The sequence below is a fragment of the Rivibacter subsaxonicus genome (assembly GCF_004217215.1).
Lineage (GTDB): Bacteria > Pseudomonadota > Gammaproteobacteria > Burkholderiales > Burkholderiaceae_C > Rivibacter > Rivibacter subsaxonicus.
The window spans coordinates 357009-379762 of record NZ_SHKP01000006.1; the positions used below are offsets into that span (position 1 = coordinate 357009).

General features: G+C 72.0%; 20 protein-coding genes. 11 read left to right on the plus strand and 9 right to left on the minus strand.

What is annotated here, in order from left to right; all coding sequences use genetic code 11:
• The first annotated feature begins 41 nt into the window (after nucleotides 1–41).
• Genes EV670_RS11605 through EV670_RS11625 form a run of 5 tightly spaced genes read left to right on the plus strand, consistent with a single transcriptional unit; the run spans nucleotide 42 to nucleotide 8717 of the window.
• Nucleotides 42–2603, plus strand: a complete 2562-nt coding sequence (locus tag EV670_RS11605) for a DNA internalization-related competence protein ComEC/Rec2 (protein ID WP_130432205.1) — start codon at nucleotides 42–44, stop codon at nucleotides 2601–2603.
• Nucleotides 2604–2607: 4 nt separating this feature from the next.
• Nucleotides 2608–5253 (plus strand): circularly permuted type 2 ATP-grasp protein, encoded by a 2646-nt coding sequence (locus EV670_RS11610; RefSeq protein WP_242616929.1) that lies wholly within the window; start codon nucleotides 2608–2610, stop codon nucleotides 5251–5253.
• Nucleotides 5240–6238, plus strand: coding sequence for a transglutaminase family protein (locus EV670_RS11615; protein ID WP_130432209.1), 999 nt, complete (start codon nucleotides 5240–5242; stop codon nucleotides 6236–6238). The genes EV670_RS11610 and EV670_RS11615 overlap by 14 nt, the downstream gene beginning before the upstream one ends.
• A gap of 38 nt (nucleotides 6239–6276) precedes the next feature.
• Entirely contained in the window at nucleotides 6277–7743 is a 1467-nt protein-coding gene (locus EV670_RS11620) for a circularly permuted type 2 ATP-grasp protein (RefSeq protein ID WP_130432211.1), read from the plus strand.
• A gap of 17 nt (nucleotides 7744–7760) precedes the next feature.
• Complete coding sequence (locus EV670_RS11625) at nucleotides 7761–8717, plus strand: alpha-E domain-containing protein (protein WP_130432823.1); 957 nt, start codon at nucleotides 7761–7763, stop codon at nucleotides 8715–8717.
• A 711-nt stretch (nucleotides 8718–9428) separates the two neighbouring features.
• Here the strand turns inward: EV670_RS11625 and EV670_RS11630 are convergent.
• Complete coding sequence (locus EV670_RS11630; protein WP_130432213.1) at nucleotides 9429–10874, minus strand: cytochrome P450; 1446 nt, start codon at nucleotides 10872–10874, stop codon at nucleotides 9429–9431.
• Between the two features lie 87 nt (nucleotides 10875–10961).
• Between EV670_RS11630 and EV670_RS11635 the strand changes: the two genes are divergently transcribed.
• A complete protein-coding gene (locus EV670_RS11635) occupies nucleotides 10962–14513 on the plus strand; it encodes a hydantoinase B/oxoprolinase family protein (RefSeq protein WP_130432215.1) in 3552 nt (1183 codons plus the stop codon).
• 10 nt (nucleotides 14514–14523) lie between these two features.
• On the opposite strand, the gene EV670_RS11640 is transcribed toward EV670_RS11635, so the two are convergent.
• On the minus strand, nucleotides 14524–14727 hold the full coding sequence (locus EV670_RS11640) for a zf-HC2 domain-containing protein (protein ID WP_130432217.1): 204 nt from the start codon (nucleotides 14725–14727) through the stop codon (nucleotides 14524–14526).
• 34 nt (nucleotides 14728–14761) lie between these two features.
• The gene (locus EV670_RS11645) at nucleotides 14762–15331 is read right to left on the minus strand and encodes a sigma-70 family RNA polymerase sigma factor (protein WP_130432219.1); all 570 of its coding nucleotides are present in this window, start codon (nucleotides 15329–15331) and stop codon (nucleotides 14762–14764) included.
• 124 nt (nucleotides 15332–15455) lie between these two features.
• Between EV670_RS11645 and EV670_RS11650 the strand changes: the two genes are divergently transcribed.
• From EV670_RS11650 to EV670_RS11665, 4 genes are read left to right on the plus strand one after another with little or no spacing between them, the layout of a single operon-like run.
• Nucleotides 15456–15734: a BufA1 family periplasmic bufferin-type metallophore gene (locus EV670_RS11650; protein WP_130432221.1), complete on the plus strand. Its 279-nt coding sequence runs from the start codon at nucleotides 15456–15458 to the stop codon at nucleotides 15732–15734.
• Nucleotides 15735–15742: 8 nt separating this feature from the next.
• A complete protein-coding gene (bufB, locus tag EV670_RS11655; RefSeq protein WP_423213583.1) occupies nucleotides 15743–16657 on the plus strand; it encodes an MNIO family bufferin maturase in 915 nt (304 codons plus the stop codon).
• Nucleotides 16654–17448: an HvfC/BufC N-terminal domain-containing protein gene (locus tag EV670_RS11660; protein ID WP_165393302.1), complete on the plus strand. Its 795-nt coding sequence runs from the start codon at nucleotides 16654–16656 to the stop codon at nucleotides 17446–17448. The genes bufB and EV670_RS11660 overlap by 4 nt, the downstream gene beginning before the upstream one ends.
• Nucleotides 17449–17480: 32 nt before the next feature.
• Nucleotides 17481–17996: a DoxX family protein gene (locus tag EV670_RS11665; RefSeq protein WP_130432225.1), complete on the plus strand. Its 516-nt coding sequence runs from the start codon at nucleotides 17481–17483 to the stop codon at nucleotides 17994–17996.
• Here the strand turns inward: EV670_RS11665 and tolA are convergent.
• The 5 genes from tolA to EV670_RS18855 form a co-directional block, all read right to left on the minus strand.
• Nucleotides 17977–18885 carry a cell envelope integrity protein TolA gene (gene tolA / locus EV670_RS11670; RefSeq protein ID WP_242616930.1) on the minus strand — a complete coding sequence of 303 codons (909 nt, stop codon included), beginning with the start codon at nucleotides 18883–18885 and terminating at the stop codon, nucleotides 17977–17979. The two genes, EV670_RS11665 and tolA, sit on opposite strands and share 20 nt — an antisense overlap.
• Nucleotides 18886–18888: 3 nt before the next feature.
• Nucleotides 18889–19314, minus strand: coding sequence for a protein TolR (gene tolR, locus EV670_RS11675; protein WP_130432227.1), 426 nt, complete (start codon nucleotides 19312–19314; stop codon nucleotides 18889–18891).
• 15 nt (nucleotides 19315–19329) lie between these two features.
• Nucleotides 19330–20028 carry a protein TolQ gene (gene tolQ / locus EV670_RS11680; RefSeq protein ID WP_130432229.1) on the minus strand — a complete coding sequence of 233 codons (699 nt, stop codon included), beginning with the start codon at nucleotides 20026–20028 and terminating at the stop codon, nucleotides 19330–19332.
• A 99-nt stretch (nucleotides 20029–20127) separates the two neighbouring features.
• Nucleotides 20128–20565 carry a tol-pal system-associated acyl-CoA thioesterase gene (gene ybgC / locus EV670_RS11685; RefSeq protein ID WP_130432231.1) on the minus strand — a complete coding sequence of 146 codons (438 nt, stop codon included), beginning with the start codon at nucleotides 20563–20565 and terminating at the stop codon, nucleotides 20128–20130.
• Nucleotides 20565–20903, minus strand: coding sequence for a TssQ family T6SS-associated lipoprotein (locus tag EV670_RS18855; protein ID WP_130432233.1), 339 nt, complete (start codon nucleotides 20901–20903; stop codon nucleotides 20565–20567). The genes ybgC and EV670_RS18855 overlap by 1 nt, the downstream gene beginning before the upstream one ends.
• Here EV670_RS18855 and EV670_RS18860 point away from each other — a divergent pair.
• Entirely contained in the window at nucleotides 20902–21081 is a 180-nt protein-coding gene (locus tag EV670_RS18860; protein WP_130432235.1) for a hypothetical protein, read from the plus strand. The genes EV670_RS18855 and EV670_RS18860 overlap by 2 nt on opposite strands.
• Before the next feature lie 25 nt (nucleotides 21082–21106).
• Here EV670_RS18860 and EV670_RS11700 read toward each other — a convergent pair whose 3' ends face one another.
• A complete protein-coding gene (locus EV670_RS11700; RefSeq protein WP_242616931.1) occupies nucleotides 21107–22732 on the minus strand; it encodes a serine/threonine-protein kinase in 1626 nt (541 codons plus the stop codon).
• Nucleotides 22733–22754: the final 22 nt, after the last annotated feature.

Below are 22754 nucleotides of genomic sequence, written 5' to 3' on the forward strand. Positions count from 1 at the left end.
GGCGCTCTTGCGCCCGTCTTGGAATCCTACACTGCGCCCCCATGCCGCCCGGGGCCTCGATCCTCAGCGCGGGGCTGGGGTTCATCGCCGGTACCGCGTGGCAGTTGCGCCAGCCGCAGCTGTGGCCGCTGGCATGGAGCGCGCTGGCGCTGGTTGCAGCGCTGCTGCTGGTGGCGGCGGGCCGGGGTGGGCGCTTTCGCTGGCCGGCGCCGAGCCTGCTGGTGCTCGCGGCGGGTGCCGCCCTGTTCGGCTTCGCGCTCGCCTCGATGCGCGCGGAATGGCGCCTGCAGGACACGCTCGCCGCGGAGATCGAGGGCCGCGACCTGCTGCTGGTCGGCGTGGTCGACGGCCTGCCCGACGCCAGCCCGCAGCGCTGGCGCTTTGCCTTCGAGGTCGAGTCGGCGCGACTGCCGGATGGTGGCGAGCTGCGCGTGCCACGCCGTGTTCTGCTCGGCTGGTACGCGAACCCCGGCTCGCCGCCGCTGCCGGCCTTGCGTGCCGGCGAGCGCTGGCAGTTGCCGGTGCGGCTCAAGCGGCCGCACGGGCTGGTCAATCCGCACGGCTTCGACTACGAGCTGTGGCTGTTCGAGCAGCGGCTGCGCGCCACCGGCTACGTGCGGGACGACAAGCTGCCGGCGCCGGTGCGGCTGGGCTTCGCGCAGGGCCACCGGATTGATCGCGCGCGGCAGTGGGTGCGCGAGGCGATCTTCGCGCAGGTCGGACACGACGAAGCCGGCGCCAAGGCGGCCTCGGTGCTGGCCGCGCTGGCGGTCGGCGACCAGGGCGCGATCGACCGCGAGGATTGGGCGCTCTACCGCGATACCGGGGTCGCGCACCTGATGAGCATCAGCGGCGTCCACGTCACGATGTTCGCTTGGCTGGCCGGACTGCTGGTCGGCCGCCTGTGGCGGCTGAGCACGCGCGCGATGCACTGGCTGCCCGCGCCGCAAGCGGCGCGCTGGGGCGGCCTGCTCTGCGCGCTGCTCTACGCGCTGTTGGCCGGCTTTGGCGTGCCGGCCCAGCGCACGCTGCTGATGCTGGCCACCGCGGTGCTTTTGCGCAGTGCCGGGCTGGTCTGGCGCTGGCCGGCGGTGATGGGGGTGGCGGCGGTGGCGGTCACCTTGCTCGATCCCTGGGCGCTGCTGCAGCCGGGCTTCTGGCTCAGTTTCGGTGCGGTGGCACTGCTGCTGGCCGCGGGCGACGAGCGTGGCGCGCGTGACCAGGCCGCCGTGCCGCTGCCGGCCTCGCGACCGCGCCGCCTGTGGCGCGCCGCGCATGGTGGCGTGCGCGCGCAGTGGATCGCCACCATCGGCCTGGCGCCGCTGTCGCTGCTGTGCTTCCAGCAAGTCTCGCTGGTCGGCTTCGGCGCCAACCTGCTCGCGATCCCGCTGGTGACGCTGCTGATCACGCCGCTGGCGTTGCTCGGCGTGCTGGTGCCGCTGCTCTGGTGGCCGGCGGCGTGGGCCGTGCAGGGGCTCAACGCCGGACTGGCCTGGATGCTCGCTGCCAGCGGCGGCGCGGCGTGGACGGCCGCGGCGGCACCGGTCTGGGCCGGCGTCGCCGCCCTGGTCGGCGCGCTGCTGTTCGTGCTGCCGCTGCCGCGGCGCTGGCGGCTGCTCGGCCTGCCGCTGGCGGTGCCGCTGCTGTGGCCCGCGCTGGCGGGCGTGGCGCCGGGATCGCTCACCGTGCTGGCGGCCGACATCGGGCAGGGCAGCGCGGTGCTGCTGCGCACGGCGCACCACGCGCTGCTCTTCGACGCCGGGCCGCAGTATTCACGCGAGGCCGACGCCGGCGAGCGCGTGCTGCGGCCCCTGCTGCGCGCCCAGGGCGTCGCCGCGCTCGACATGCTGGTGCTGAGCCATCGCGACATCGACCACGTTGGCGGTGCCGCCACGCTCCTGAAGTCGCTGCCGGTGGCGCGGCTGCAGAGTTCGCTCGAACCCGGACACCCGTTGCTGGCGCTGGCGCGCGAGCGGGGTGCCGCGGTCGAGCCCTGCCTGGCGGGCGCGCGCTGGGACTGGGATGGCGTCGGCTTCGAATGGCTGCATCCGGACGCCGAACTGCTGGCCGCCGCGCACGCGCCGACGCCGGCGGCTGCGCGCATCAAGCCCAATGCCCTGTCCTGCGTGCTGCGCGTGCATGCGGCGGGCGGGGCGCCGACCCTGCTGCTGGCCGGCGACATGGAACGCGCGCAGGAGGTGGCGGTGCTCGAGCGCAGCGCCGCCGGCGCGCTGCGCAGCGAGATCCTGGTCCTGGCCCACCATGGCAGCGTCACCTCGTCGAGTCCGGCCTGGCTCGAGGCGGTGGCGCCGCGCGTGGCGCTGGTGCAGGCCGGCTATCGCAATCGCTTCGGCCATCCGGCGCCGCCGGTGATGCAGCGCCTGCGCGAGCGGCACATCGAGGTGGTCGAGAGCGCACGCTGCGGCGCCTGGACCCTTGACGCGGCGGGTGCCCGCTGCGAGCGCGCCGCGCGCCGACGCTACTGGCAGCATGACGGCTGGCAGCAGGCGCTGGCCGGCACGCCGCCCGCGCCCGGTGGCTTGGATGTTGCTAACCTCGACCCATCGGCAGCGCGATCCGCGCCGGAACCCGAAGACGAGTGAAGCCTTGAAGCCGAAGCAGTCGCAACTCGAACTGGACACCGACGCCGACCCGGCGCAGCTCGGTCGCCGGCTCGCCTATGCGGCGTCCGCGGCGGCCGCCGAGGGCCATCTCGACGAGTTGCGCGACGGCGCCGCGCTGCGCCCCGGCTGGGCGCGCTTCTTCGGGCTGCTCGGCCCGCGCGGCCTGGCCGACGCGGCCACGCGCGCGCAGCAGATCGAGCAGCAGGTCGCGCTCAACGGCATCACCCATAACGTCTATGCCGAGCAGGCCGGCGTCGCCGGCGTGGCCGCGGGTGCCGATCGTCCGTGGCCGTTGCATGCGCTGCCCTTCCTGATCGAGGCCCGCGACTGGGCCGCGATCGAGGCCGGGACCATCCAGCGCGCATCGCTGCTGCAGGCGATGCTGGCCGATTGCTACGGCCCGCAGCGCCTGCTGCGCGACGGTCTGCTGCCGGCGGCGCTGGTGCATGGCCACCCCGGCTACCTGCACACGCTGCACGGCGCCACGCCGGCCGCCGGCACCCGGCTGCACGTGGTCGGCTTCGACCTCGGCCGCGGCGCCGACGGCCGCTGGAGCGTGCTGTCGCAGCGGCTGCAGGCGCCCTCGGGCCTGGGCTACGTGCTCGAGAACCGGCTCATTGTCTCGAAGCTGTTCCCCGAGCCCTTCCGTGAACTGCGGGTCCAGCACCTGGCGCTGGCCTACCGGCAGCTGATCGACACCCTGATGGCGCAGGCCGCGCCGATCGCCGAGGCTGCCGGCGACCCGGCGCCGCGCCTGGTGCTGCTGACCCCCGGCCCGTTCAACGAGACCTATTTCGAGCACACCTTCCTGGCGCGCTACCTCGGGCTGCCGCTGGTCGAGGGCAGCGACCTCACCGTGCGCGGCGATCGGCTCTACCTCAAGACCGTGCAGGGCCTGCAGCCGGTGCACGGGCTGCTGCGCCGGCTCGACGATGCCTGGTGCGATCCGCTCGAGCTGCTGGCCGAATCGACGCTCGGCGTGCCCGGCCTGCTGCAGGTGATCCGGGCGCAGCAGGTGGTGATCGCCAACGCGCTCGGCGCGGGCTTCCTCGAGTCGCCAGCGCTGCACGGTTTCATGCCGGCGATCGCGCAGGCGCTGTTCGGCGAGGAGCTCCGGCTGGGCTCGCTGCCGACTTGGTGGTGCGGCGAGGCGGCCGCCTGGCACGAGGCGCAGGCCGGCTTCGACGACAGCGTGCTGCGCCCGACCCACGGCGGCGCCGATCCGGGCGGCCCCGACGAGGCGGTGATCGTGGCCACGCTCGGCGGCGTGGCGCGAGCCCGCCTGCGCGATCGGGTCGAGGCGCGGCCGCAGGCCTACGCGCTGCAGCGCTTCCTGCCTTTTTCGCAGACCCCGGTGCTGGAGCACGGCCGGCTGCAGCCGCACAGCGCGGTGCTGCGCGTCTACGCGATCGCCGACGGTCGCGGCGGCTGGCGCGTGCTGCCCGGCGGGCTGACGCGCGTGGCCACGCGCGACGCACACTTCGTCTCGATGCAGCGCGGCGGCGCCAGCCTCGACACCTGGGTGCTGAGCGAGGGCGAGGTCGACACCTGGTCGATGCTGCCCGAGAAGCTGCGGCCGGCCTCGCTGGCCGCCTTCCGCTCGCCGGTGGCGAGCCGCACCGGCGAGAACCTGTTCTGGGCCGGCCGCTACACCGAGCGCACCGAGCAACTGGTGCGGCTGGCCCTGTCGATCGCGGACCTGCTCGAGGAAGACGAGGAGGTGCCGGCCGGCGTGCTCGATGCGCTCAGCGCCCTGGCCGAGGACGTTGGCCTGGCGCCGCCCGGCGTGCCCTCGGTGGCCTTGTCGCCGCGGGTCTTCGAACGCGCCGCGCTGGCCCAGATGCGCGATGCGCAGCACGGCACCAGCGTGGCCTGGAACCTGGCGGCGCTGGCGCGCGCGGCCGACGCGGTGCGCGAGCGCATGTCGGCCGAGCATGGACGGCTGGTGCGCGCGATGGGCCAGGACTTCATGGCCTCGATGGCGCGGCTGGGCGAGGGGCCGGGGACCGGTTTCGCCAATCCCGTCCTGGGCGAGGCGCTCGACCACTTGGCGCTGCAACTGGCCGCGCTGACCGGCGCCCAGACCGACCGCATGACGCGCGACGACGGCTGGCGCCTGCTCACCGTCGGCCGCCTCATCGAGCGCCTGGTCGGCCAGGCGCTGGCGCTGCGCGCCTTCTTTGCTGCTCCTGCCGCACGCGGCGAGGCCGCCGTCGGCCACCGCAGTGGCTTCGATCTGCTGGTGGCGCTGTTCGACAGCAGCATCACCTACCGCGCCCGCTATCCGGGCCGAGAAGAGCGGCTGGCGCTGCTCGAACTGCTGGTCGACGACGAGAGCAACCCGCGCGCGCTGGCTTGCGTGCTGCGCCGCCTGCGCACCGAGTTGGCCAAGCTGCCGGCCGTGGCCGGGCCGACCGATGCGCTGCTGGCGCTGTTGCCGGCGCAGGGCAGCGGCCGCACGCTCGAGCAGCTCGGCCGCTTCGACGCCGACGGTGGCTTCCACGTCAGCGACGAGCAGGTGGTGGCGCTGGCCGATCGCCTGGCGGCGGCCGGCGAACGGCTCTCGGACGAAGTGGGCCGGCGCTACTTTGCCCACGCTGCCTCGGAACTGCAGCATGTCTTCGGCTGAAGCGACCGGCTACCAGGCCCGCAGTGCGGCCGTCGCGCTGCCGGCCGCCCCGGTCGCGCTGATCGAGGTCGAGCACGAGACGGTCTACCGCTACGAAAGCGCGGTCGAGCTGGCGCAGCATCTGGCGATGCTGCAGCCGTGCGAGGTTCCGGGCCTGCAGCGACTGCTCGGCTTCGAGATGCAGATCCGGCCGACGCCGGCCTACCGCCAGAGCGGGAACGACAGCTTCGGCAACCGGCGCTGCTGGTTCCAGGTGGCGGCACCGCACACCGAGTTGCTGGTGCAGGCGCGCAGTCGCATCGAGCTGTGCACGCAGCCGCAGGCGCCGCTGCCGGTGCTGGGATGGGAGGCGGCTGCCGCGATCGGCCACTACCGCGCCGGCGCCGCCTACGATCCTGCGCAGGAGTTCTGCTTTGCCTCGCCGCTGCTGCCGGCCCCGGTGCTGGGCGATCCGGCGTTGCAGGCCTATGCGCTGCGCTCGTTCTGGCCCGGCCGACCGCTGGTGGAGGCGGCGCTCGAGCTGATGCACCGCCTGCACGCCGACTGGCGCTACCGGCCCGCTTCGACGACGGTGGCCACGCCGGTGCTCGAGGTCTTTGCCCGGCGCGAGGGCGTGTGCCAGGACTTCGCCCACCTGATGATCGCGATGCTGCGCTCGCTCGGGCTGGCGACGCGCTACGTGAGCGGCTACCTGGCCAGCGCACGCAGCGCCGGCGGCATGCACGGCGCGCTGGTCGGCGCCGGTGCCTCGCACGCCTGGCTGGCGCTGGCGCTGCCGCAGCCCGACGGTGGCACGAGTTGGCTCGAGCTCGATCCGACCAACGACTGCATCGCCGCCGGCGAACATGTGCGCCTGGCCCATGGCCGCGACTATGGCGACGTGGCGCCGCTGCGCGGTGTGATTCGTGGCGGCGGCGCCCACACGCCGAGCGTGCGGGTGCAGACTCGGCGCTTGCAGGCCGCGGCCGCGAAACTCGAGCCCTGATTGGCACAATCCCTGCTAACTCGTCCCTGGCACGCACCATGAGCTCCAGACCACCCTTCGACGAGATGCATCCCGGCACCGGCACCGGCACCGACGCGGTCCGCGAGCACTATGCCGGCTATGCCCAGTGGCTCGGCCGCCAGCCGAGCGAGGCCATGCGCAGCCGGCGCGACGAGGCCGAGCTGATCTTCCGGCGGGTCGGCATCACCTTCGCGGTCTACGGTGCCAAGGACGAGGCGTCCGACACCGACAACGGCGGCACCGAGCGGCTGATCCCCTTCGACCTGATCCCGCGCATCATCCCGGCCCACGAGTGGCGCGAGATGGAGCGTGGCCTGCGCCAGCGCGTGACCGCGCTCAACCGCTTCATCCACGACGTCTATCACGACCAGGCGATCCTGCGCGCCGGCGTCATCCCGCCCGAGCAGGTGCTCGAGAACGCCCAGTTCCGGCGCGAGGTGATGAACATCGGCGTGCCGGGCGACGTCTACTCGCACATCGCCGGCATCGACATCGTGCGCGCCGCCAATGCCGACGGCAGCGGCACCTACTACGTGCTCGAGGACAACCTGCGGGTGCCGAGCGGCGTGAGCTACATGCTCGAGAACCGCAAGATGATGATGCGGCTGTTCCCGGAGCTGTTCGCCGGCCACCGCGTGGCTCCGGTCGCGCACTATCCCGACCTGCTGCTCGACACGCTGCGCGCGGTGGCGCCGCTCGGCGTCAACGAGCCGACCGTCGTGGTGCTCACGCCCGGCATGTACAACAGCGCCTACTTCGAGCACGCCTTCCTCGCCCAGCAGATGGGGGTCGAGCTGGTCGAGGGCCAGGATCTCTTCGTCAAGGACGCCTTCGTCTACATGCGCACGACGCAGGGCCCTAAGCGCGTCGACGTGATCTATCGCCGGGTCGACGACGACTTCCTCGATCCCACCGTTTTCCGCAAGGACAGCACGCTCGGCTGCGCCGGCCTGCTCGACGTCTACCGCGCCGGCAACGTCACGCTGAGCAACGCGGTCGGCACCGGCGTGGCCGACGACAAGTCGATCTACGCCTACGTGCCGAAGATGATCGAGTTCTACCTCGGCGAACGGCCGATCCTGCAGAACGTGCCGACCTGGCTGTGCCGCGAGCCGGCCGACCTGGCCCACGTGCTGGCCCACCTGGACGAACTGGTGGTCAAGGAGGTGCACGGTGCCGGCGGCTACGGCATGCTGGTCGGTCCGGCGGCGAGCAAGGCCGAGATCGAGGCCTTCCGCGCGCGGCTGCTGGCCAACCCGAGCAACTACATCGCGCAGCCGACGCTGAGCCTGTCGACCTGCCCGACCTACGTCGAGGCCGGCATCGCGCCGCGCCACATCGACCTGCGGCCCTTCGTGCTCTCGGGCAAGACGGTGCAGATGGTGCCCGGCGGCCTCACCCGCGTGGCGCTCAAGGAGGGCTCGCTGGTGGTCAATTCTTCCCAGGGCGGAGGTACCAAGGACACCTGGGTGCTGGAGGCCTGATGAACGTAGCGCACGGCATGTTGTCCCGAACCGCGGACCATCTGTTCTGGATGGCGCGCTACACCGAGCGCGCCGAGAACACCGCCCGCATGCTCGACGTGAACTACCAGATGGCGTTGCTGCCGCAGTCGAGCGCGGTGGCCGAGCAGGGCTGGCGCGGCCTGCTGAGCATCAGCGAGCTGATGCCGGACTTCCTGCGCAGCCACCACAAGGTCACGCAGCGCGCGGTGATGGACTTCATGGTCAGCGACGAGAGCAATCCCTCGTCGATCGTGTCCTGCCTGCGCGCGGCGCGCGAGAACGCGCGCGCGGTACGCGGTGCACTGACCACCGAGGTCTGGGAAACCGCCAACACCACCTGGCTCGAGTTCCGCCGCCTGCACGCGGCCGGCGCCTTCGAGCGCGATGCCGGCGAGTTCTTCGAGTGGGTCAAGCACCGTTCGCACCTGTCGCGCGGCGTCACGCTCGGCACGATGCTGCAGGACGAGGCCTTCCACTTCCTGCGCATCGGCACCTTCCTCGAGCGTGCCGACAACACCGCGCGCCTGCTCGACGTCAAGTACCACGCGCAGGACAGCGAGTTCTTCGGCGCCGGCCAGCAGCGCGACCAACTCGAGGTCGACTTCTATCACTGGAGCGCGGTGCTGCGCTCGGTCTCGGGCTTCGAGGTCTACCGCAAGGTCTACCGCAACGTGATCCGGCCCGAGAAGGTGGCCGAGTTGCTGATCCTGCGCCCCGACATGCCGCGCTCCCTGGCGGCCTGCGTCAACGAGCTGCTGGCCAACCTGCGCGTGGTCGGCAACGAGCAGAGCGTCGAGACCCTGCGCCGCGCCGGCCGGCTGCGCGCCGACCTGCAGTACGGCCGCATCGACGAGATCCTCGCCACCGGCCTGCACGCCTTCCTCACGCAATTCCTCGATCGCGTCAACGACCTCGGGCGCGGCATCAGCCGCGACTTCCTGGTATCGGCCTGAGGCGAGCCTGCGAACGACGCACAAGCCTCGCTGACTGCTTGCGGCGCATTGAGGTCAGTCTCTTTTGCCATGCTCGATCGCTTCGCCAAGCCACGCCCGGGCGGCGGGCTCCGCTTCGCTGCGGCGGTCCTCCCTGTGGTCGGACTGCGCTGCGGTACTCGGGACCGTGGCCGCGTCGCCGAACTCGCTTCGTTCGCTGCGCTCTCTACGCTCAGACAACGGCGACGAGTCAGAACACGCACCGCGCTTCGCGCTCGGCCCCGGTCCCTGCGTTCCTCGCCGCCGCAGAGGCGCTGCGCCCGCCACCCGGCCGCGGCTTGGCAACAGGCAGCGGTGGCGCGCGTTGCAATTCTTCGAGCCGCTCCAGCGTCGTTGGCAACGCCCTGGGCGGGCAGTCGATGCAGCGCCTCTGCGGCGCCGAGAAGCACAGGGCGCGTGGCCACGCGCGCAGCGCGAATCGTGAACTGGCTCGTCGCGACTGTCTGAACGCAGCGAACGCAGTGAGCGAAGTGAGTTCCGCGACGTGGCCATGCGCCCGAGCATCGCAGGGGAGCCTGAGCGAAGCGAAGGCCGCCGCAGCGAAGCGCAGCCGGCTGACCGCCCGGGGCGTTGCTCGCTCAGATGGCGGAGCGAACCAACAAACGTCAGCAATGCGCCGACAGCCGCCCCCGGCGTTCTTGCGGGTTCGGGTGCGAGCCTGCCCGAGTGATCTCAACCTCGCTCGCGCAAGCGCATCGACAGACCGACAGGGTTCATCGTGAAGTGCATCGTCTCGGCCGCCTCGCGGCCGTCGGGCGTGTCGACGCCCTCGATCTCGAAGTTGGCGAGCAGCACCGCCAGCGCCAGCTTGATCTCGAGCAGCGCCAAGTAGCGCCCCGGGCAGATGCGCGGGCCGCTGCCGAAGGGCATCGCGACCCGCTTGCCCGAGGCCGCAGCCGCATCGGCTGCCAGCCAGCGCCCGGGCTCGAAGGCGTCGGGGTTCGGGAAGTGGCGCTCGTCGACGCTGTCGTGGCGCAGCACGCACCAGATCACGCCGCCGGCCGGCACCGCGACGCCCTCGACCTCGGTGTCGTGCAGCGCCTCGAGCCCGAGGAAGGGCGCCACCGGCTTGAGCCGCATCGCCTCCAGCGCGCAGGCCTCGAGGTACTCCAGTGCGGCCATCGCCTCGGGCGTGAAGGCGGCCGTCTGCGGTGCCAGCGCGCGCACCTCGGCGGAGGCTCGCGCCAGTGCCGGCGGATGGCGGTGCAGCAGGTGGATGGTCCAGGCCAGCGTGTTGGCGGTGGTGTCCTCGCCGGCGAAGAGCATCGTCGAGACATTGCCGGCCACGTCGCGCTCGCTGACGCCGGCGTCGCCGCGCTCGGCCGCGACCAGCATCGCCTCGAGCAGGTTGGGCGGCTGCGCGCGTCGTGCCGGGTCGGCCGCCAGCCGGGCGCGACCCTGGGCGACGAAGCCGCCGATCGCCTCCTGCACCGCCGCCATGCTCTGCTCGAGCTCGCGGTCGGCCGCGCGCCGGACCCAGCGCCAGTAGGGCAGCGGCGACATCACCCGCTTGAAGATGCCGGCCAGCACCAGGTCGAGGTGCCGCTGGATCGGGTCGGCATCCGACTCCAGCGTGTTGACCTCGGTGCCGAAGGCCAGCCCGGCGATCGCGTCGACCGTGAAGCGCTTGAGGTCGGCCTGCAGGTCGATGCGCGCGCCGTCCCGCGCCGCGCGCGCCCAGCGCGACTGCAGCCGCTGCGTCACGCCCAGCAGCGCCGGGAAATAGGCGCGCACCTGGCCGGGCGAGAAGCTGCTCATCACCATCTTGCGCTGCTGACGCCAGGCCTCGCCCTCGGCCGCGAAGAGCCCGGTGACGCCACCGAGCTCGAGCGTGATCTCGCGCAGCCGCGAACTGCGGCCGAAGCGCTCGGGGCGCTCGCGCAGCAGGCGTGCGACCGCCTCGTGGTCGGCGACGACGAGCACCGGTTGAGGCCCGAAGTGCACCTGGAACAGCGGGCCGTGCAGCCGGGCCCAGCCCTCCATCGCACGGTGCACCTGGGCCATGTCGAACTGGCCGAGCTGGCCGAGCAACGGCAGGCGACGGGGGCCTGGCAGCTCGCTGAGTCGGCGCAGTCCTGGCGTGCCGCCGCTGCGGGTCGGTGTCGCTTCAGTGCTCATGCTGTCCTTTGCCCGGGGGCGCGATCGCCCACCATCTTGCATCCGATCGCGAGCGTGTACGCTGCGACCACCACTCGATAGCGCAGCATGTCAGGCCACTCCAACACTCCCGCCCGCTGGCAGTTCTGGATCGACCGCGGCGGCACCTTCACCGACGTTATCGGCCGCGCGCCCGATGGTCGGCTGCACACACTCAAGCTGCTCAGCGAACACCCGGAACAGTACGCCGATGCCGCAGTCGAGGGCATCCGCCGGCTGCTCGGGCTGGCCGTCGGCGAGGCCGTCACGGCGCGCCAGGTCGAGTGCGTGAAGATGGGCACCACCGTTGCGACCAACGCGCTGCTCGAGCGCCGCGGCGAGCCGCTGCTGCTGGTGACGACGCGCGGCCTCGGTGACCAGCTGCGCATCGCCTACCAGCATCGGCCGAAGCTGTTTGCGCGCCACATCGAGCTGCCGCCGCCGCTCTACGCGCGCGTGCTCGAGGCCGACGAGCGCATCGGCGCCGACGGTGCCGTGATCCGCCCGCTCGACGAGGCGGCACTGGCCACCGGACTGCGCGAGGCCCATGCGGCCGGGCTGCGCGCCTGCGCGATCTGCTTCATGCACGGCTGGCGCCATACGCAGCACGAGGCGCGTGCCGCGGCGCTGGCGCGTGAGGCCGGCTTCACGCAGATCAGCGTGTCGCACGCGCTGAGTCCGCTGATGAAGTTCGTCGCGCGCGGCGACACGACGGTCGCCGACGCCTATCTCGGGCCGGTGCTGCGGCGCTACGTCGACCGCCTCGCCCAGGCGCTTCCGGGCGTGCGCATCGAGTTCATGCAGTCCTCCGGCGGCCTGGTCGAGGCGGCCCGCTTCCAGGGCAAGGACGCGGTGCTCTCGGGCCCGGCGGGAGGCATCAACGGCATGGTGCGCACCGGGCTGGCGGCCGGCCATCGACGCCTGATCGGCTTCGACATGGGCGGCACCAGCACCGACGTCAGCCACTTCGCCGGCGACGGCATCCTCGACGCCGAACGCGACTTCGACACCACGGTGGCCGGCGTGCGGTTGCGGGTGCCGATGCTGGCGATCCACACCGTGGCCGCCGGTGGCGGATCGATCATCCGCTTCGACGGCGCGCGGTTGCGCGTCGGCCCCGAGTCGGCCGGCGCCGACCCCGGCCCGGCCTGCTACCGGCGTGGCGGCCCGCTGACCGTGACCGACGCCAACCTGCTGCTCGGCCGCATCCGCGCCGAGGAGTTCCCGGCGCTGTTCGGGCCACGCGGCGACCAGCCGCTCGATCGCGAACTCGTCGTGCGGCGCTTCGAGGCCCTGGCGCGCGAGATGGGTGCGGCCAGCGCCGAGTCCGTGGCCGAGGGCGCGATCGCGATCGCGGTGGCGAGCATGGCGCAGGCGATCAAGAAGATCTCGATCGCGCGCGGCCACGACCTGGTCGGCTACACGTTGCACTGCTTCGGCGGCGCCGGCGGCCAGCATGCCTGCGCGGTGGCCGACCAGCTCGGCATCGAGCGCATCTACCTGCACCCGCTGGCCAGCCTGCTCAGCGCCTACGGCATGGGCCTGGCCGAGCCGACGGCGATGCGGGAAGCCTCGCTGGAGCTGGCGCTCGACGCGGCCGGCCTGCAGGTGGCCGCCGGGCGCCTCGATGCGCTGGCCGAGGCGGCCTGCGAGGAACTGCGCGCGCAGGGCGTGGCGGCCGACCGCATCGAGCTGCGGCGCCGGCTGCACCTGCGCTACGCCGGGACCGACACCGCGCTGGTCGTGGACGCGGCCAATGCCGAGGGCGCGCGCGCCGCCTTCGAGGCGGCCTACCGCCGCCGCTATGCCTTCCTGATGCCGGGGCGTGCGCTGCTGATCGAGGCGGTCGCGGCGCAGGCGATCGGCAGCGGCGGCGCCAGCGCAGCGCCGGCGCCGGAGGCGGTGTCGCCGATGACCCCGGTCGACGGCCCGGCCCGCATCGCCGAGCCCAACACCACCGTCTGCGTCGACGCCGGCTGGCGCGCGACGCGCGCCGCCGGCGGTGCGCTCGAACTGCAGCGCGTGGTGCCGATCGAGGGCCGCTCCGGCGCCGGCACCGCACTCGACCCGGTGCGGCTGGAACTCTTCAACCATCTGTTCATGGCGCTGGCCGAGCAGATGGGGCTGGTGCTGCAGAACACCGCGCACTCGGTCAACATCAAGGAGCGGCTCGACTTTTCTTGCGCGCTGTTCGATGCCGAGGGTGCGCTGATCGCCAACGCGCCGCACATGCCGGTGCACCTGGGCTCGATGGGCGAATCGATCCTGCATGTGATCCGCACCGCCGGGCCGTCGATGCGCGAGGGCGACGTCTACCTGCTCAACGATCCCTACCACGGCGGCACCCACCTGCCCGACATCACGGTCGTCACGCCGGTCTGGCTCCACGACGAACGGCCGGCCTTCTACGTGGCATCCCGCGGCCACCACGCCGACGTCGGCGGGCTCACGCCGGGCTCGATGCCGCCGTTCTCGACCACGATCGACGAGGAGGGCGTGCGCTTCGACTGCTTCCTGCTGGTGCGCGACGGCGCGCTGCGCGAGGTCGAGCTGATGGCCGCGCTCGGCGCCGGGCGCTATCCGGCGCGCAACCCGGCCCAGACCCTGGCCGACCTGCGTGCCCAGATCGCCGCCAACGAGAAGGGCCGTTCCGAGCTCCTGGCGCTGGTGGAGCGTCATGGCGCGGCCACCGTGCGTGCCTACATGGGCCATGTGCAGAACAACGCCGAGGCGAGCGTGCGGCGCGCGATCGGTGCGCTGCGCGACGGCAGCTTCGCGATGAAGCTCGACAACGGCGCGCGCATCGAGGTCGCGATCCGGGTCGATGGCGCCGCCCGCGGCGCGACGATCGACTTCTCCGGCACCAGCGAGCAGCTCGCATCGAACTTCAATGCGCCGAAGGCGGTGACGATGGCGGCGGTGCTCTACGTCTTTCGCTGCCTGGTCGACGACGACATCCCGCTCAACGCCGGTTGCCTGCGGCCATTGACCGTTGTCGTGCCGGCGGGCTCGATGCTCAACCCGCGGCCGCCTGCGGCGGTGGTGGCGGGCAATGTCGAGACCTCGCAATGCGTCACGAACGCGCTGTTCGGCGCGCTCGGCCTGATGGCCTCGGGCCAGCCGACGATGAACAACTTCAGCTTCGGCAACGCGCGCCACCAGTACTACGAGACCATCGCCGGTGGCAGCGGCGCCGGTGTCTGGACGGACGACGGCGGTGCCGTCGTCGGGGGCTTCGACGGCACCGCGGTGGTCCAGACCCACATGACCAATTCGCGCCTGACCGACCCCGAGGTGCTCGAGCACCGCTTCCCGGTGCGCCTGGAGCGCTTCGCGATCCGTCCCGGCTCGGGCGGCGCCGGGCGCTGGCGCGGCGGCGACGGGGCGCTGCGCGCGATCCGCTTTCTCGAATCGATGAGCGCGTCGATCCTCGCCAACGGTCGCCGCGAGCCGGCCTTCGGCCTGGCCGGCGGCGCGCCGGGCGAGGTCGGTGCCAACCGGGTCGAGCGGGTCGATGGCAGTGTCGAGGCGCTGGACCACATCGGCAGCGTCGAGATGGCCGTCGGCGACCTGTTCGTGATCGAGACGCCCGGCGGCGGCGGCTACGGCAGCGCCGGCTGAGCCTGGCCGGCTAGGGCTGCTCGCCGTCGTCGGCGTAACTGCGCCAGCGACCCATCGCGCCGTTCATCAGCTTGAGCTGCCGCTCGAAGGTCGGGCAGGCCTTGCAGATCAGCAGGTGCAGGCGCAGCGACACGCGCGCGCCCAGCGGCAGCGTGCGGTCGAACCGCGAGGTGATGAGCCTCGAGGCTTGCTTGCAGGTCAGGCGCGGGTACATCGCGGCGTTCGGGAAGATGGATTGTCGATCGGCTTCAGCCGGCGCGGGCGGCCGCACCGAACCAGTTGAGCTGCAGGCATTCGCGCAAGCGAAGGCGGGCGCGATGCAGCATCACCCACAGGTTGGTCGAGGTGATCTGCAGCTCCTTACAGATCTCTTCGGTGTCCAGCTCCAGCCACTCGCGCATCAGGAAGACCCGGCCGAGCTGGTTGGGCAGCTTCTCGACGCAGGCGTCGAGCACCGCGATGAACTGCTGCTGGTTGAGCGTGCCCTCGGGGTCGCCCCAGTCCTGCGGCGCCTCGCGGTAGTGGCCGTCGCCCTTGAACAGCAGGTCCTCGAAGGCCTCGTCCTGGCTCTCGTCCTCGCGCGTCAGCGAGCATTCGCGCGCGTGGCGGCGCAACTGGTCGACCAGCTTGTGCTTGAGGATGCCGATCAGCCAGGTCTTGGGCTGGGCCCGGCCGGCAAAGGCATCGGGTTTCTCGATCGCCACCAGCAGGGTCTCGGAAACGGCGTCCTCGGCCCAGGCCTCATTGCGCAGTTGCAGGCGGGCATAGCGCAGCAACTGGGGCCGCAAGGCAGCGAGCAGACTGGGGAGATCGTTCATCCGTGATTGAGGCTTGCGGGCGGGAGTGTAAGGATGCGCGGCCGCGACCGACCCACGAAGGTCGCAACGTTCAGCGGCATCACAACGTTTCACCGATTCGAGCATCAATCCGAAGGAGCAACACATGAACCAGCGTCTGATCACCGCCTCCGCCCTCGCTTCCCTGCTCGCGCTCGGCGCCGTCGGTCCCGCGGCCGCGCAGGAGAAGGAGAAGTGCTACGGCATCGCCAAGGCCGGTCAGAACGACTGCGCCAACCTCAGCGGCAGCCACTCCTGCGCCGGCCAGTCCAAGGAGGACATGAGCCCGGTCGACTGGAAGTACGTCGCCAAGGGCACCTGCGCCAGCATGAAGGGCATGAGCGCCGATGAGGCCAAGAAGAAGGCCGAGATGATGAAGAAGTGAGCGCGGCGATGGCGCAGCACCGTTCAATGCCGGAGTCCGGTACCGGATGTCCGGTGGTGGGCATCGGCCTGCGCCAGCCGCATTACCGCGAGCTTGCCGAGCGCCGACCGGCGCTCGGTTTCCTAGAGGTCCACAGCGAGAACTTCTTCGCCGATGGCGGCGCCGCGCTCGCGGTGCTCGAGCAGATGCGCGGGCACTACGCGATCAGCCTGCATGGCGTCGGCCTCGGGCTCGGTTCGGCGGTCGGCATCGACGAATGGCATCTCGATCGACTCGCGCGCCTGGTCGAGCGTATCGAGCCGGTACGGGTCTCGGACCATGCCTGCTTCGCCCGCGCGGCGATCGGCGGGCAACTCGCCCACGCGGCCGACCTGCTGCCGATCCCTTTCACGCGCACCGCGCTCGAGATCCTGTGCACCAACGTGCAGCGCGTGCAGGAGCGGCTGCGGCGGCCGATCCTGGTCGAGAACCTCTCGGCCTACCTCGGCTTCGACGAGGCCGACTTCGACGAGCCGGCCTTCCTGGCCGAGCTGAGCCGGCGCAGCGGCTGCGCGCTGCTGCTCGACGTCAACAATCTCTACGTCAACGCGCTCAACGCGCGGCGCGACGACGCGACCGCGCCGGCGCCACTGGCCGCGGTGCGGGCCTGGATCGATGCCCTGCCGGCGAGCGGCGTCGTCGGCGAGATCCACCTTGCCGGCCACTGCGATCGCGGCAACATCGTGATCGACGACCACGGCAGCCGGGTCTGCGCCGAGGTCTGGCAGGCCTATGCGCATGCGATCGATCGCTTTGGCGCCCAGATGCCGACGCTGATCGAATGGGACACCGACGTACCGGCGCTCGAGGTGCTGCTCGACGAGGCGCGCCTGGCCGCCGAAGCGCAGCAGCGCGCGGGCACCGCGACGGGAGTGCCGGCATGACGGCTGCGATGAGCGAGGCGCGGCGTCAGCAGGCGGTGCTGGCGGCCATCCTCGGCGCCGAGCCGGCGCTCGTGGTGGCCGGAGGCGCCGCCGCGCTGGCCCGCGGCCTGGCGGTCTACCGCACCAACGCAGGCATGGTGGCCGAGCGCGCGCTGGCGGCGCGCCATCCGCTGCTGCAGCAGATGCTCGGCGACGAGGGCCTGGTGGCGCTGGCGCGCGGACTGTGGCGGGCGCACCCGCCGCGGCGCGGCGACCTCGCGCAGTGGGGGCACGAACTGCCGGACTTGATCGAGTGCCAGGCCGAGTTCGAGCCCTGGCCCTGGCTGGCCGACGTGGCAAGGCTGGAGCTGGCGATCGCCGAGGCCGAGGCTGCCGCCGATGCGCCGCTCGAGACGCAGAGTCTGCAACTGCTGGCCGAGCACGCGCCGGATGCGCTGTGCATCGATCTCGCGCCGTCTTTGCGACTGCTGCAGAGCGCATGGCCGCTGCTGGAGTTGCAGGCCGCGCATGCGCCCGGCATCGACGCGGCGGCGCAGGAGGCCGCGCTCGCGGCGGTGAGGCTGGCCGTCGACGAGCGCCGCCGGCGACCGCGGCCACAGCACATCCTGATCGCACGCGAAGGCTGGCGTGCGATGCCGGTCGAACTCGACGCGCCGACCTGGCGCTGGCTGGCAGCACTGCAGCAGGGCCTCGCGCTCGACGCTGCCCTGGCCGCGGCCGGCGCGGACTTCGACGTGGGCGCGTGGCTGGCGCAGGCGCTGTCCCAAGGCCATCTGTGGCGCGTGCGCTAGCTGCCCGCGCCGACCCTCTGCGGAGCAACACGATGAACCCGATCCCGACCACCTCCGCCGCGCTGCATGTCGGCACTCCCGGCGTCGCCGGCTCCTTGCTGCGGCTCTGGGAGTGGGGCGTGGCCCTGCTCGGATGGCTGCAGGCGCCGGCGCTGCTGGCCGCGCGCATCTACGTGGGGCTGGCCTTCTTTCGCTCGGGTCTGACCAAGATCGTCGACTGGGAAACGACGCTGGCGCTGTTCCAGGACGAGTACCACGTGCCCTTGCTGCCGACCGGCGTCGCCGCCGTCATGGGCACCGCCGGCGAACTGGTGCTGCCGGTGCTGCTGGTGCTGGGGTTGGCCGGGCGCTTCGGCGCGCTCGGGCTGTCGGTGGTCAACGCGATCGCGGTGCTGAGCCTGGCCGAGATCGCGCCGGCCGCGCTGGGCCAGCATCATCTGTGGGGCGCGCTGCTGGCGGTGGTCGCGCTGTGGGGGCCGGGCAAGTGGTCGCTCGACCACCTGCTGTGGCCGCGGCTGCGGGCCTGGCTCAGAGGTCGCGCGGCTTGAAGTCGATCACCAGGCTCGAGGGCACGCGGCCGTCGGTATCGCGCGGCAGCATCTCGGTCTTGTCGATCGCGCGCAGCACCGCCTCGTCCCAGGCCGCCGAGCCGCTGCTCTTGAGCAGCTTGCGGCCGATGATGCGGCCGTCGGGCGCGGTGCGCACCTCGACCGAGGCCAGCGGGTTGCCATCCACGTCGTCGGCGTTGAACACCACGTTGGGCTTGATGCGGGCCTTGATGCGTCCGGCGTAGCCGGCCGAGGGGCCGGCGCTCTGCGCCGCCGCACCGCTGCTGTCGGGCGCGCCGGTGCCGGCGGCGGCGCCCATCATGTTCTTGATGTTGGCTTGACGCTGCTTCTCGATCCGCGCTGTCTCAGCCGCATCGGCCTGGCGCTTGTCGGCCGCAGCCTTCTCCAGCTTCTGCTTCTCGGCCAGTTCACGCTTCTTCTCGTCCTCGGCGGCCTTCTTCTCCGCCGCCTTCTTGTCGGCCAGCTTCTTCTGCTCGGCTTCCTCGGCCGCCTTCTGCTTCTCGAGTTCGAGTTGCTTCTTGCGCTTCTCGCGCGCGATGTCGGCCTCGCTGGTGTCGGGCGGTGGCGGCGGTTTCACCGCCACCGGCGGCGTCGGTTTCGGCTCGGGCCTGGGCTCGGGTGCCGGCGGCGGCGGTTCCGCGCGCGGCGCGGCCACCTGCGGCACCGCGGCCCACAGTTCGGCCTCGATGCCCTCGGGCGTGCTGCGCTTCCAGCTCACGCCGAAGGCCAGCGCCACGATCAGCAAGGCATGGGCGCCGAGCGCCATCGCCGCGCCGCGGCCGACGGCGTCGGGGCTGCGCGGGCGCAGGTCGTCGGCCGCGGCACCGCCATGCGCGCCGGCCAGGTGCAGGAAGGCTGCTTGGGCCAAGGCTCAGCCCGTGCTCTTGACGGCCAGCCCCACGCGCTGCACGCCGGCCTTGCGCAGCACGTCCATCGCCTGCATGACCTTGTCGTACTTGACATTGCGGTCGGCGGCGATGACGACCGGCGCATCCTTCGAGCCACCCTGCAGCCGGCTCACGGTGCTCGCCAGGTCGGCCAGCCGCACCGGCTTGGGGTCGCCGCCATCGACCCGCAGCTTGAGCGCGCCATCCTCGGCGACCGAGATCTCGATCACCTTGTCGGGCGTGCTCTTGGCGCGGCCGACGCTGGGCAGGTCGATGGTGCCGGTGGTGATCAGCGGCGCGCTGACCATGAAGATGATCAGCAGCACCAGCATCACGTCGATGAACGGGACCATGTTGATCTCGTTGATGACGCGTCGGCGCGAGCCGGCGCGCGGGGCGATCGAGGCCATCGCGAGCTCCTTGCTTCAGTGCGCCGCTGCCGGGGCCGAGTGGCTGGCGTTGCGCTGCAGGATGTTGGAGAACTCCTCGATGAAGGTCTCCATCTGGATCGCGATGCGGTCGATCTGGCGCGCGAAGCGGTTGTAGGCGAGCACCGCCGGGATCGCGGCGAACAGGCCGATCGCGGTGGCCACCAGCGCCTCGGCGATGCCGGGCGCCACGGTCGCCAGAGTCACCTGCTGCAGGCTGGCAAAGCCGGTGAAGGCATGCATGATTCCCCAGACGGTGCCGAACAGGCCGATGTAGGGCGAGACCGAGCCGACCGAGCCGAGGAAGGAGAGCTTGGACTCGACCACGTCGAGCTCGCGCTGGAAGCTTGCGCGCATCGCGCGGCGGGCGCCGTCGAGCATCATGCCGGCGTCGGCCATGCGCTTCTCGCGCAGCTTCAGGAACTCGCGCATGCCGGAGGCAAAGATGCGCGACAGCGGACCGTCACGCTCGGCGCGGCGCTGGGCCTCGTCATACAGCGCCTGCAGGCTGGCACCGGCCCAGAACTCTTTCTCGAAGGCGTCGTTGAGCGCGCGCACCCGGTTGAGGCCGACCAGCTTGCCAAAGATCACGGTCCAGCTGGCGAGCGACATCGCGACCAGGATCACGATGACGAGTTGCACGACCCAGCTGGCGTGGAGGATGAGCTGGACGATGGAGAGGTCTTGTTGGTTCATGCTGGAAGCTGATTCTGCAAGCCCGCAGGCTTGCCAGATGGTGAGTGCCGGCGCCTCGGGCGCCGCTTGTCGGTGGGAGCTACGAGGCCTGCTCGTCCATCATCCGGCGCCGAGCCGATCGAGCACTGGCGTCGGAATCCTCCGCGGCCGGATGGTTCCCGCATCGACGCAACCGATGCGGATCGTGCCCTCGGCCAGCATCAGCGCCGGCGCGCCGTCGGCGCCGAGGCGCCAGGCCTGCTGGTGGAACGCCAGGCTGGCACGGCCGCGTTCGCGTAATTGCACCGTCACCTCGAGCTGGTCGTCGAGCCGTGCCGGCGCGAGGTAGTTCACCGCGGTGGAGCTCACGACGAAGATCGCGCCGTCCTGCTCGCGCATCGCCTGCTGCTCGAAGCCGAGCGCACGCAGCCACTCGGTGCGCGCGCGCTCGAAGAACTTGAGGTAGTTGGCGTAGAACACCACGCCGCCGGCGTCGGTGTCTTCCCAGTAGACGCGCAGGCGGTGGCGGTAGTCGATGCTGTCAGGGGCGCCGCTCATCAGCTCGCCGGCTTCTCGGCGGCAACCCGCTTCCAGACCGGTCCCCAGAGCGGATGCCCGGCTTCGGTCTTGCTCAGGTCGAAGGACGGGTCGGCCGCGCGCGCGCTGCGGAACGCCGCTTCGCATGGCTTGATGCGCTGGCTGCTGCAATAAACGAAGGCCAGGGTCTTGTGGGCCGCGGCGGCATCGGCCGGCGCCGGGAGGCCGGTCTTGAGGGCCAGGGTGAGGCGTTGCTCGGCGGTCTTGTATTGCGCGTCTTCATAGGCGCGCAGACCGGCCAGCAAGGCCTTCTCGGCCGGGCGCGAGCTCAGTTCGACCACGCTCACCGGCGCCGGCATGGGGCAGGCCGGCGCCGGCGCGGGGGCGGGGGGCGGCGGGCAGCTGGGCACGGCGATCGGCGCCGGGGCCGGCGGCGGCGCGGTTTGGCAGGCCGCAAGCAGCACGGTGCACGTAGCCAGCAGCGCCAGCCAGGGGCGCGACGACGAGGCGAAGGATGAAGAAGAAGTCGACGGCTGACGATGCGCGGCGTTCGAAATCATAGTCAGAAGCGGTGTCTGATGGTGGTCGGTTGCTCGGCGTCGATCTCGACCGTGATGCGCTGCGGCGGACGTCCGCTGTTGCGCAGCACCAGCTCATGCTGACCGGTGGCGAGCACGAGCCGGTTCAGCGGCGGCGTGACGCCGAGTTTCTTGCCGTCGACCTCGACCTCGGCCCATGGCGTGACGGCCAGCTGCAGCACGCCGCTGGCGGCCACGGCCGGCGCGGTTGCCGCGGCCGCCGTCGCCGTCGTGGTGGTAGCGACGGCCTTGGCTGTCGTGGCGGGCAGCGGGGCGGGCTGCGTCGATTCGCGCACCACCGGAGGCGCCACCGCCACCGGGGCGGCGACCGGCGCCGGCTGCGGCGCGATCGCAGGCACGGGAGCCGTGGCCTCGAGCGCGGCTGCTGGCGGCGCCGAGTCGATGGCCGGAGCCGTTGCCGCCACCAGCAGGTCGTCATGGTTGCGCTCGTTGGCGAGCCAGACACCGAAGCCGGCCACCATCAGACCGGCCGCGGTCACGCCGGCCAGCACCCAGCGTCCGGCCTGCGCCAGCGGCTGGGCCTCGACGTCGCCGGCTTCGAGCGATTCCGGGTGGTCGCGCAGCCAGTCGCGCAGTTCGCGCGCCAGCGCGCGCGCCGAGCGCGGGCGGGCGTCGGGCTCGCGCGCCAGAGCGCGCGAGACGATCTGCGACACCGCCGCCGGCACGCCGGGCGCCAGCTCGTGCGCCGGGCGCGGCGGCGTGGCGAGCACGGCCTGGCCGATTTCTTCGAGCGTCTGGCCGTCGAAGGCCTTGCGCCCGGCCAGCATCTCGTAGAGCACGGCGCCGAGCGCGAAGACGTCGGTGCGGGCGTCGGTCTCGCCGCCCAGCAACTGCTCGGGCGCCATGTAGTGCGGCGAGCCGCCGAGGAAGGCCGGCTGCTCGCTGTCGCCCTCGACCCGCACGCGGGTGACGCGGGCGATGCCGAAATCGAGCACCTTGGGGTGGGTGCGGCCGACCATGAAGATGTTGGCCGGCTTGATGTCGCGGTGGATCACGCCCTTGCTGTGGGCGTAGGCCAGCGCGTCGGCGACCCGGCGCGCCACCAGCAGCGCCTCGCCGATCGTCGGCCGCCAGCCCTCGGCCAGGCGCTGGCGCAGGTCGCGCCCGGGCATCAGTTCCATCGCGATGTAGGCGCCCTCGGTGCTCAGGCCGGCATCGAAGACGGTGACGATGTTCGGGTGCGAGAGGCGTGCCGAGGCGCGTGCCTCGCGCAGGAACAGCTCGTTGTAGGAGCGCCCGCCGGGGTGGGTGTCGCCGGCCGCGGCCAGATTGACGGTCTTGATCGCGACCCGGCGCGAGAGCAGCGGATCGTCGGCCGCGTAGACGGTGCCGAGGCCGCCTTCACCGATGCGCTGGCGCAGCGTGTAGCGGCCGATGCGCGTCGGCGCGCCATCGAGCGGCGCGGCGGCGGTCGGATCGGGCTGCTCGCTCATCTGGACCGTGTCGACCACGGTGCTGGCCAGGCCGGTGCTGTCGGCGGCAGCCTGCCTGCGGCGGCCACCGAGCAACTGGCGCCAGCGCGCAAGCGTCGCCCGCCATGCCAGCGACGGGGACGCGGGGGGAAAGGGGTCGACCGGAAGATTTGCCACGATCCGGAGCTTAGAGCATGCC

Excerpts from the sequence above, each read along its gene's own strand:
- EV670_RS11605 (WP_130432205.1), top strand. The coding sequence starts at position 42 with ATGCCGCCCGGGGCCTCGATCCTCAGCGCGGGGCTGGGGTTCATCGCC.
- EV670_RS11615 (WP_130432209.1), top strand. The coding sequence starts at position 5,240 with ATGTCTTCGGCTGAAGCGACCGGCTACCAGGCCCGCAGTGCGGCCGTC.
- EV670_RS11620 (WP_130432211.1), top strand. The coding sequence starts at position 6,277 with ATGAGCTCCAGACCACCCTTCGACGAGATGCATCCCGGCACCGGCACC.
- EV670_RS11625 (WP_130432823.1), top strand. The coding sequence starts at position 7,761 with ATGTTGTCCCGAACCGCGGACCATCTGTTCTGGATGGCGCGCTACACC.
- EV670_RS11630 (WP_130432213.1), bottom strand. The coding sequence starts at position 10,874 with ATGAGCACTGAAGCGACACCGACCCGCAGCGGCGGCACGCCAGGACTG.
- EV670_RS11635 (WP_130432215.1), top strand. The coding sequence starts at position 10,962 with ATGTCAGGCCACTCCAACACTCCCGCCCGCTGGCAGTTCTGGATCGAC.
- EV670_RS11640 (WP_130432217.1), bottom strand. The coding sequence starts at position 14,727 with ATGTACCCGCGCCTGACCTGCAAGCAAGCCTCGAGGCTCATCACCTCG.
- EV670_RS11645 (WP_130432219.1), bottom strand. The coding sequence starts at position 15,331 with ATGAACGATCTCCCCAGTCTGCTCGCTGCCTTGCGGCCCCAGTTGCTG.
- EV670_RS11650 (WP_130432221.1), top strand. The coding sequence starts at position 15,456 with ATGAACCAGCGTCTGATCACCGCCTCCGCCCTCGCTTCCCTGCTCGCG.
- bufB (WP_423213583.1), top strand. The coding sequence starts at position 15,743 with ATGGCGCAGCACCGTTCAATGCCGGAGTCCGGTACCGGATGTCCGGTG.
- EV670_RS11660 (WP_165393302.1), top strand. The coding sequence starts at position 16,654 with ATGACGGCTGCGATGAGCGAGGCGCGGCGTCAGCAGGCGGTGCTGGCG.
- EV670_RS11665 (WP_130432225.1), top strand. The coding sequence starts at position 17,481 with ATGAACCCGATCCCGACCACCTCCGCCGCGCTGCATGTCGGCACTCCC.
- tolR (WP_130432227.1), bottom strand. The coding sequence starts at position 19,314 with ATGGCCTCGATCGCCCCGCGCGCCGGCTCGCGCCGACGCGTCATCAAC.
- tolQ (WP_130432229.1), bottom strand. The coding sequence starts at position 20,028 with ATGAACCAACAAGACCTCTCCATCGTCCAGCTCATCCTCCACGCCAGC.
- ybgC (WP_130432231.1), bottom strand. The coding sequence starts at position 20,565 with ATGAGCGGCGCCCCTGACAGCATCGACTACCGCCACCGCCTGCGCGTC.
- EV670_RS18860 (WP_130432235.1), top strand. The coding sequence starts at position 20,902 with ATGGGGCAGGCCGGCGCCGGCGCGGGGGCGGGGGGCGGCGGGCAGCTG.
- EV670_RS18855 (WP_130432233.1), bottom strand. The coding sequence starts at position 20,903 with ATGCCGGCGCCGGTGAGCGTGGTCGAACTGAGCTCGCGCCCGGCCGAG.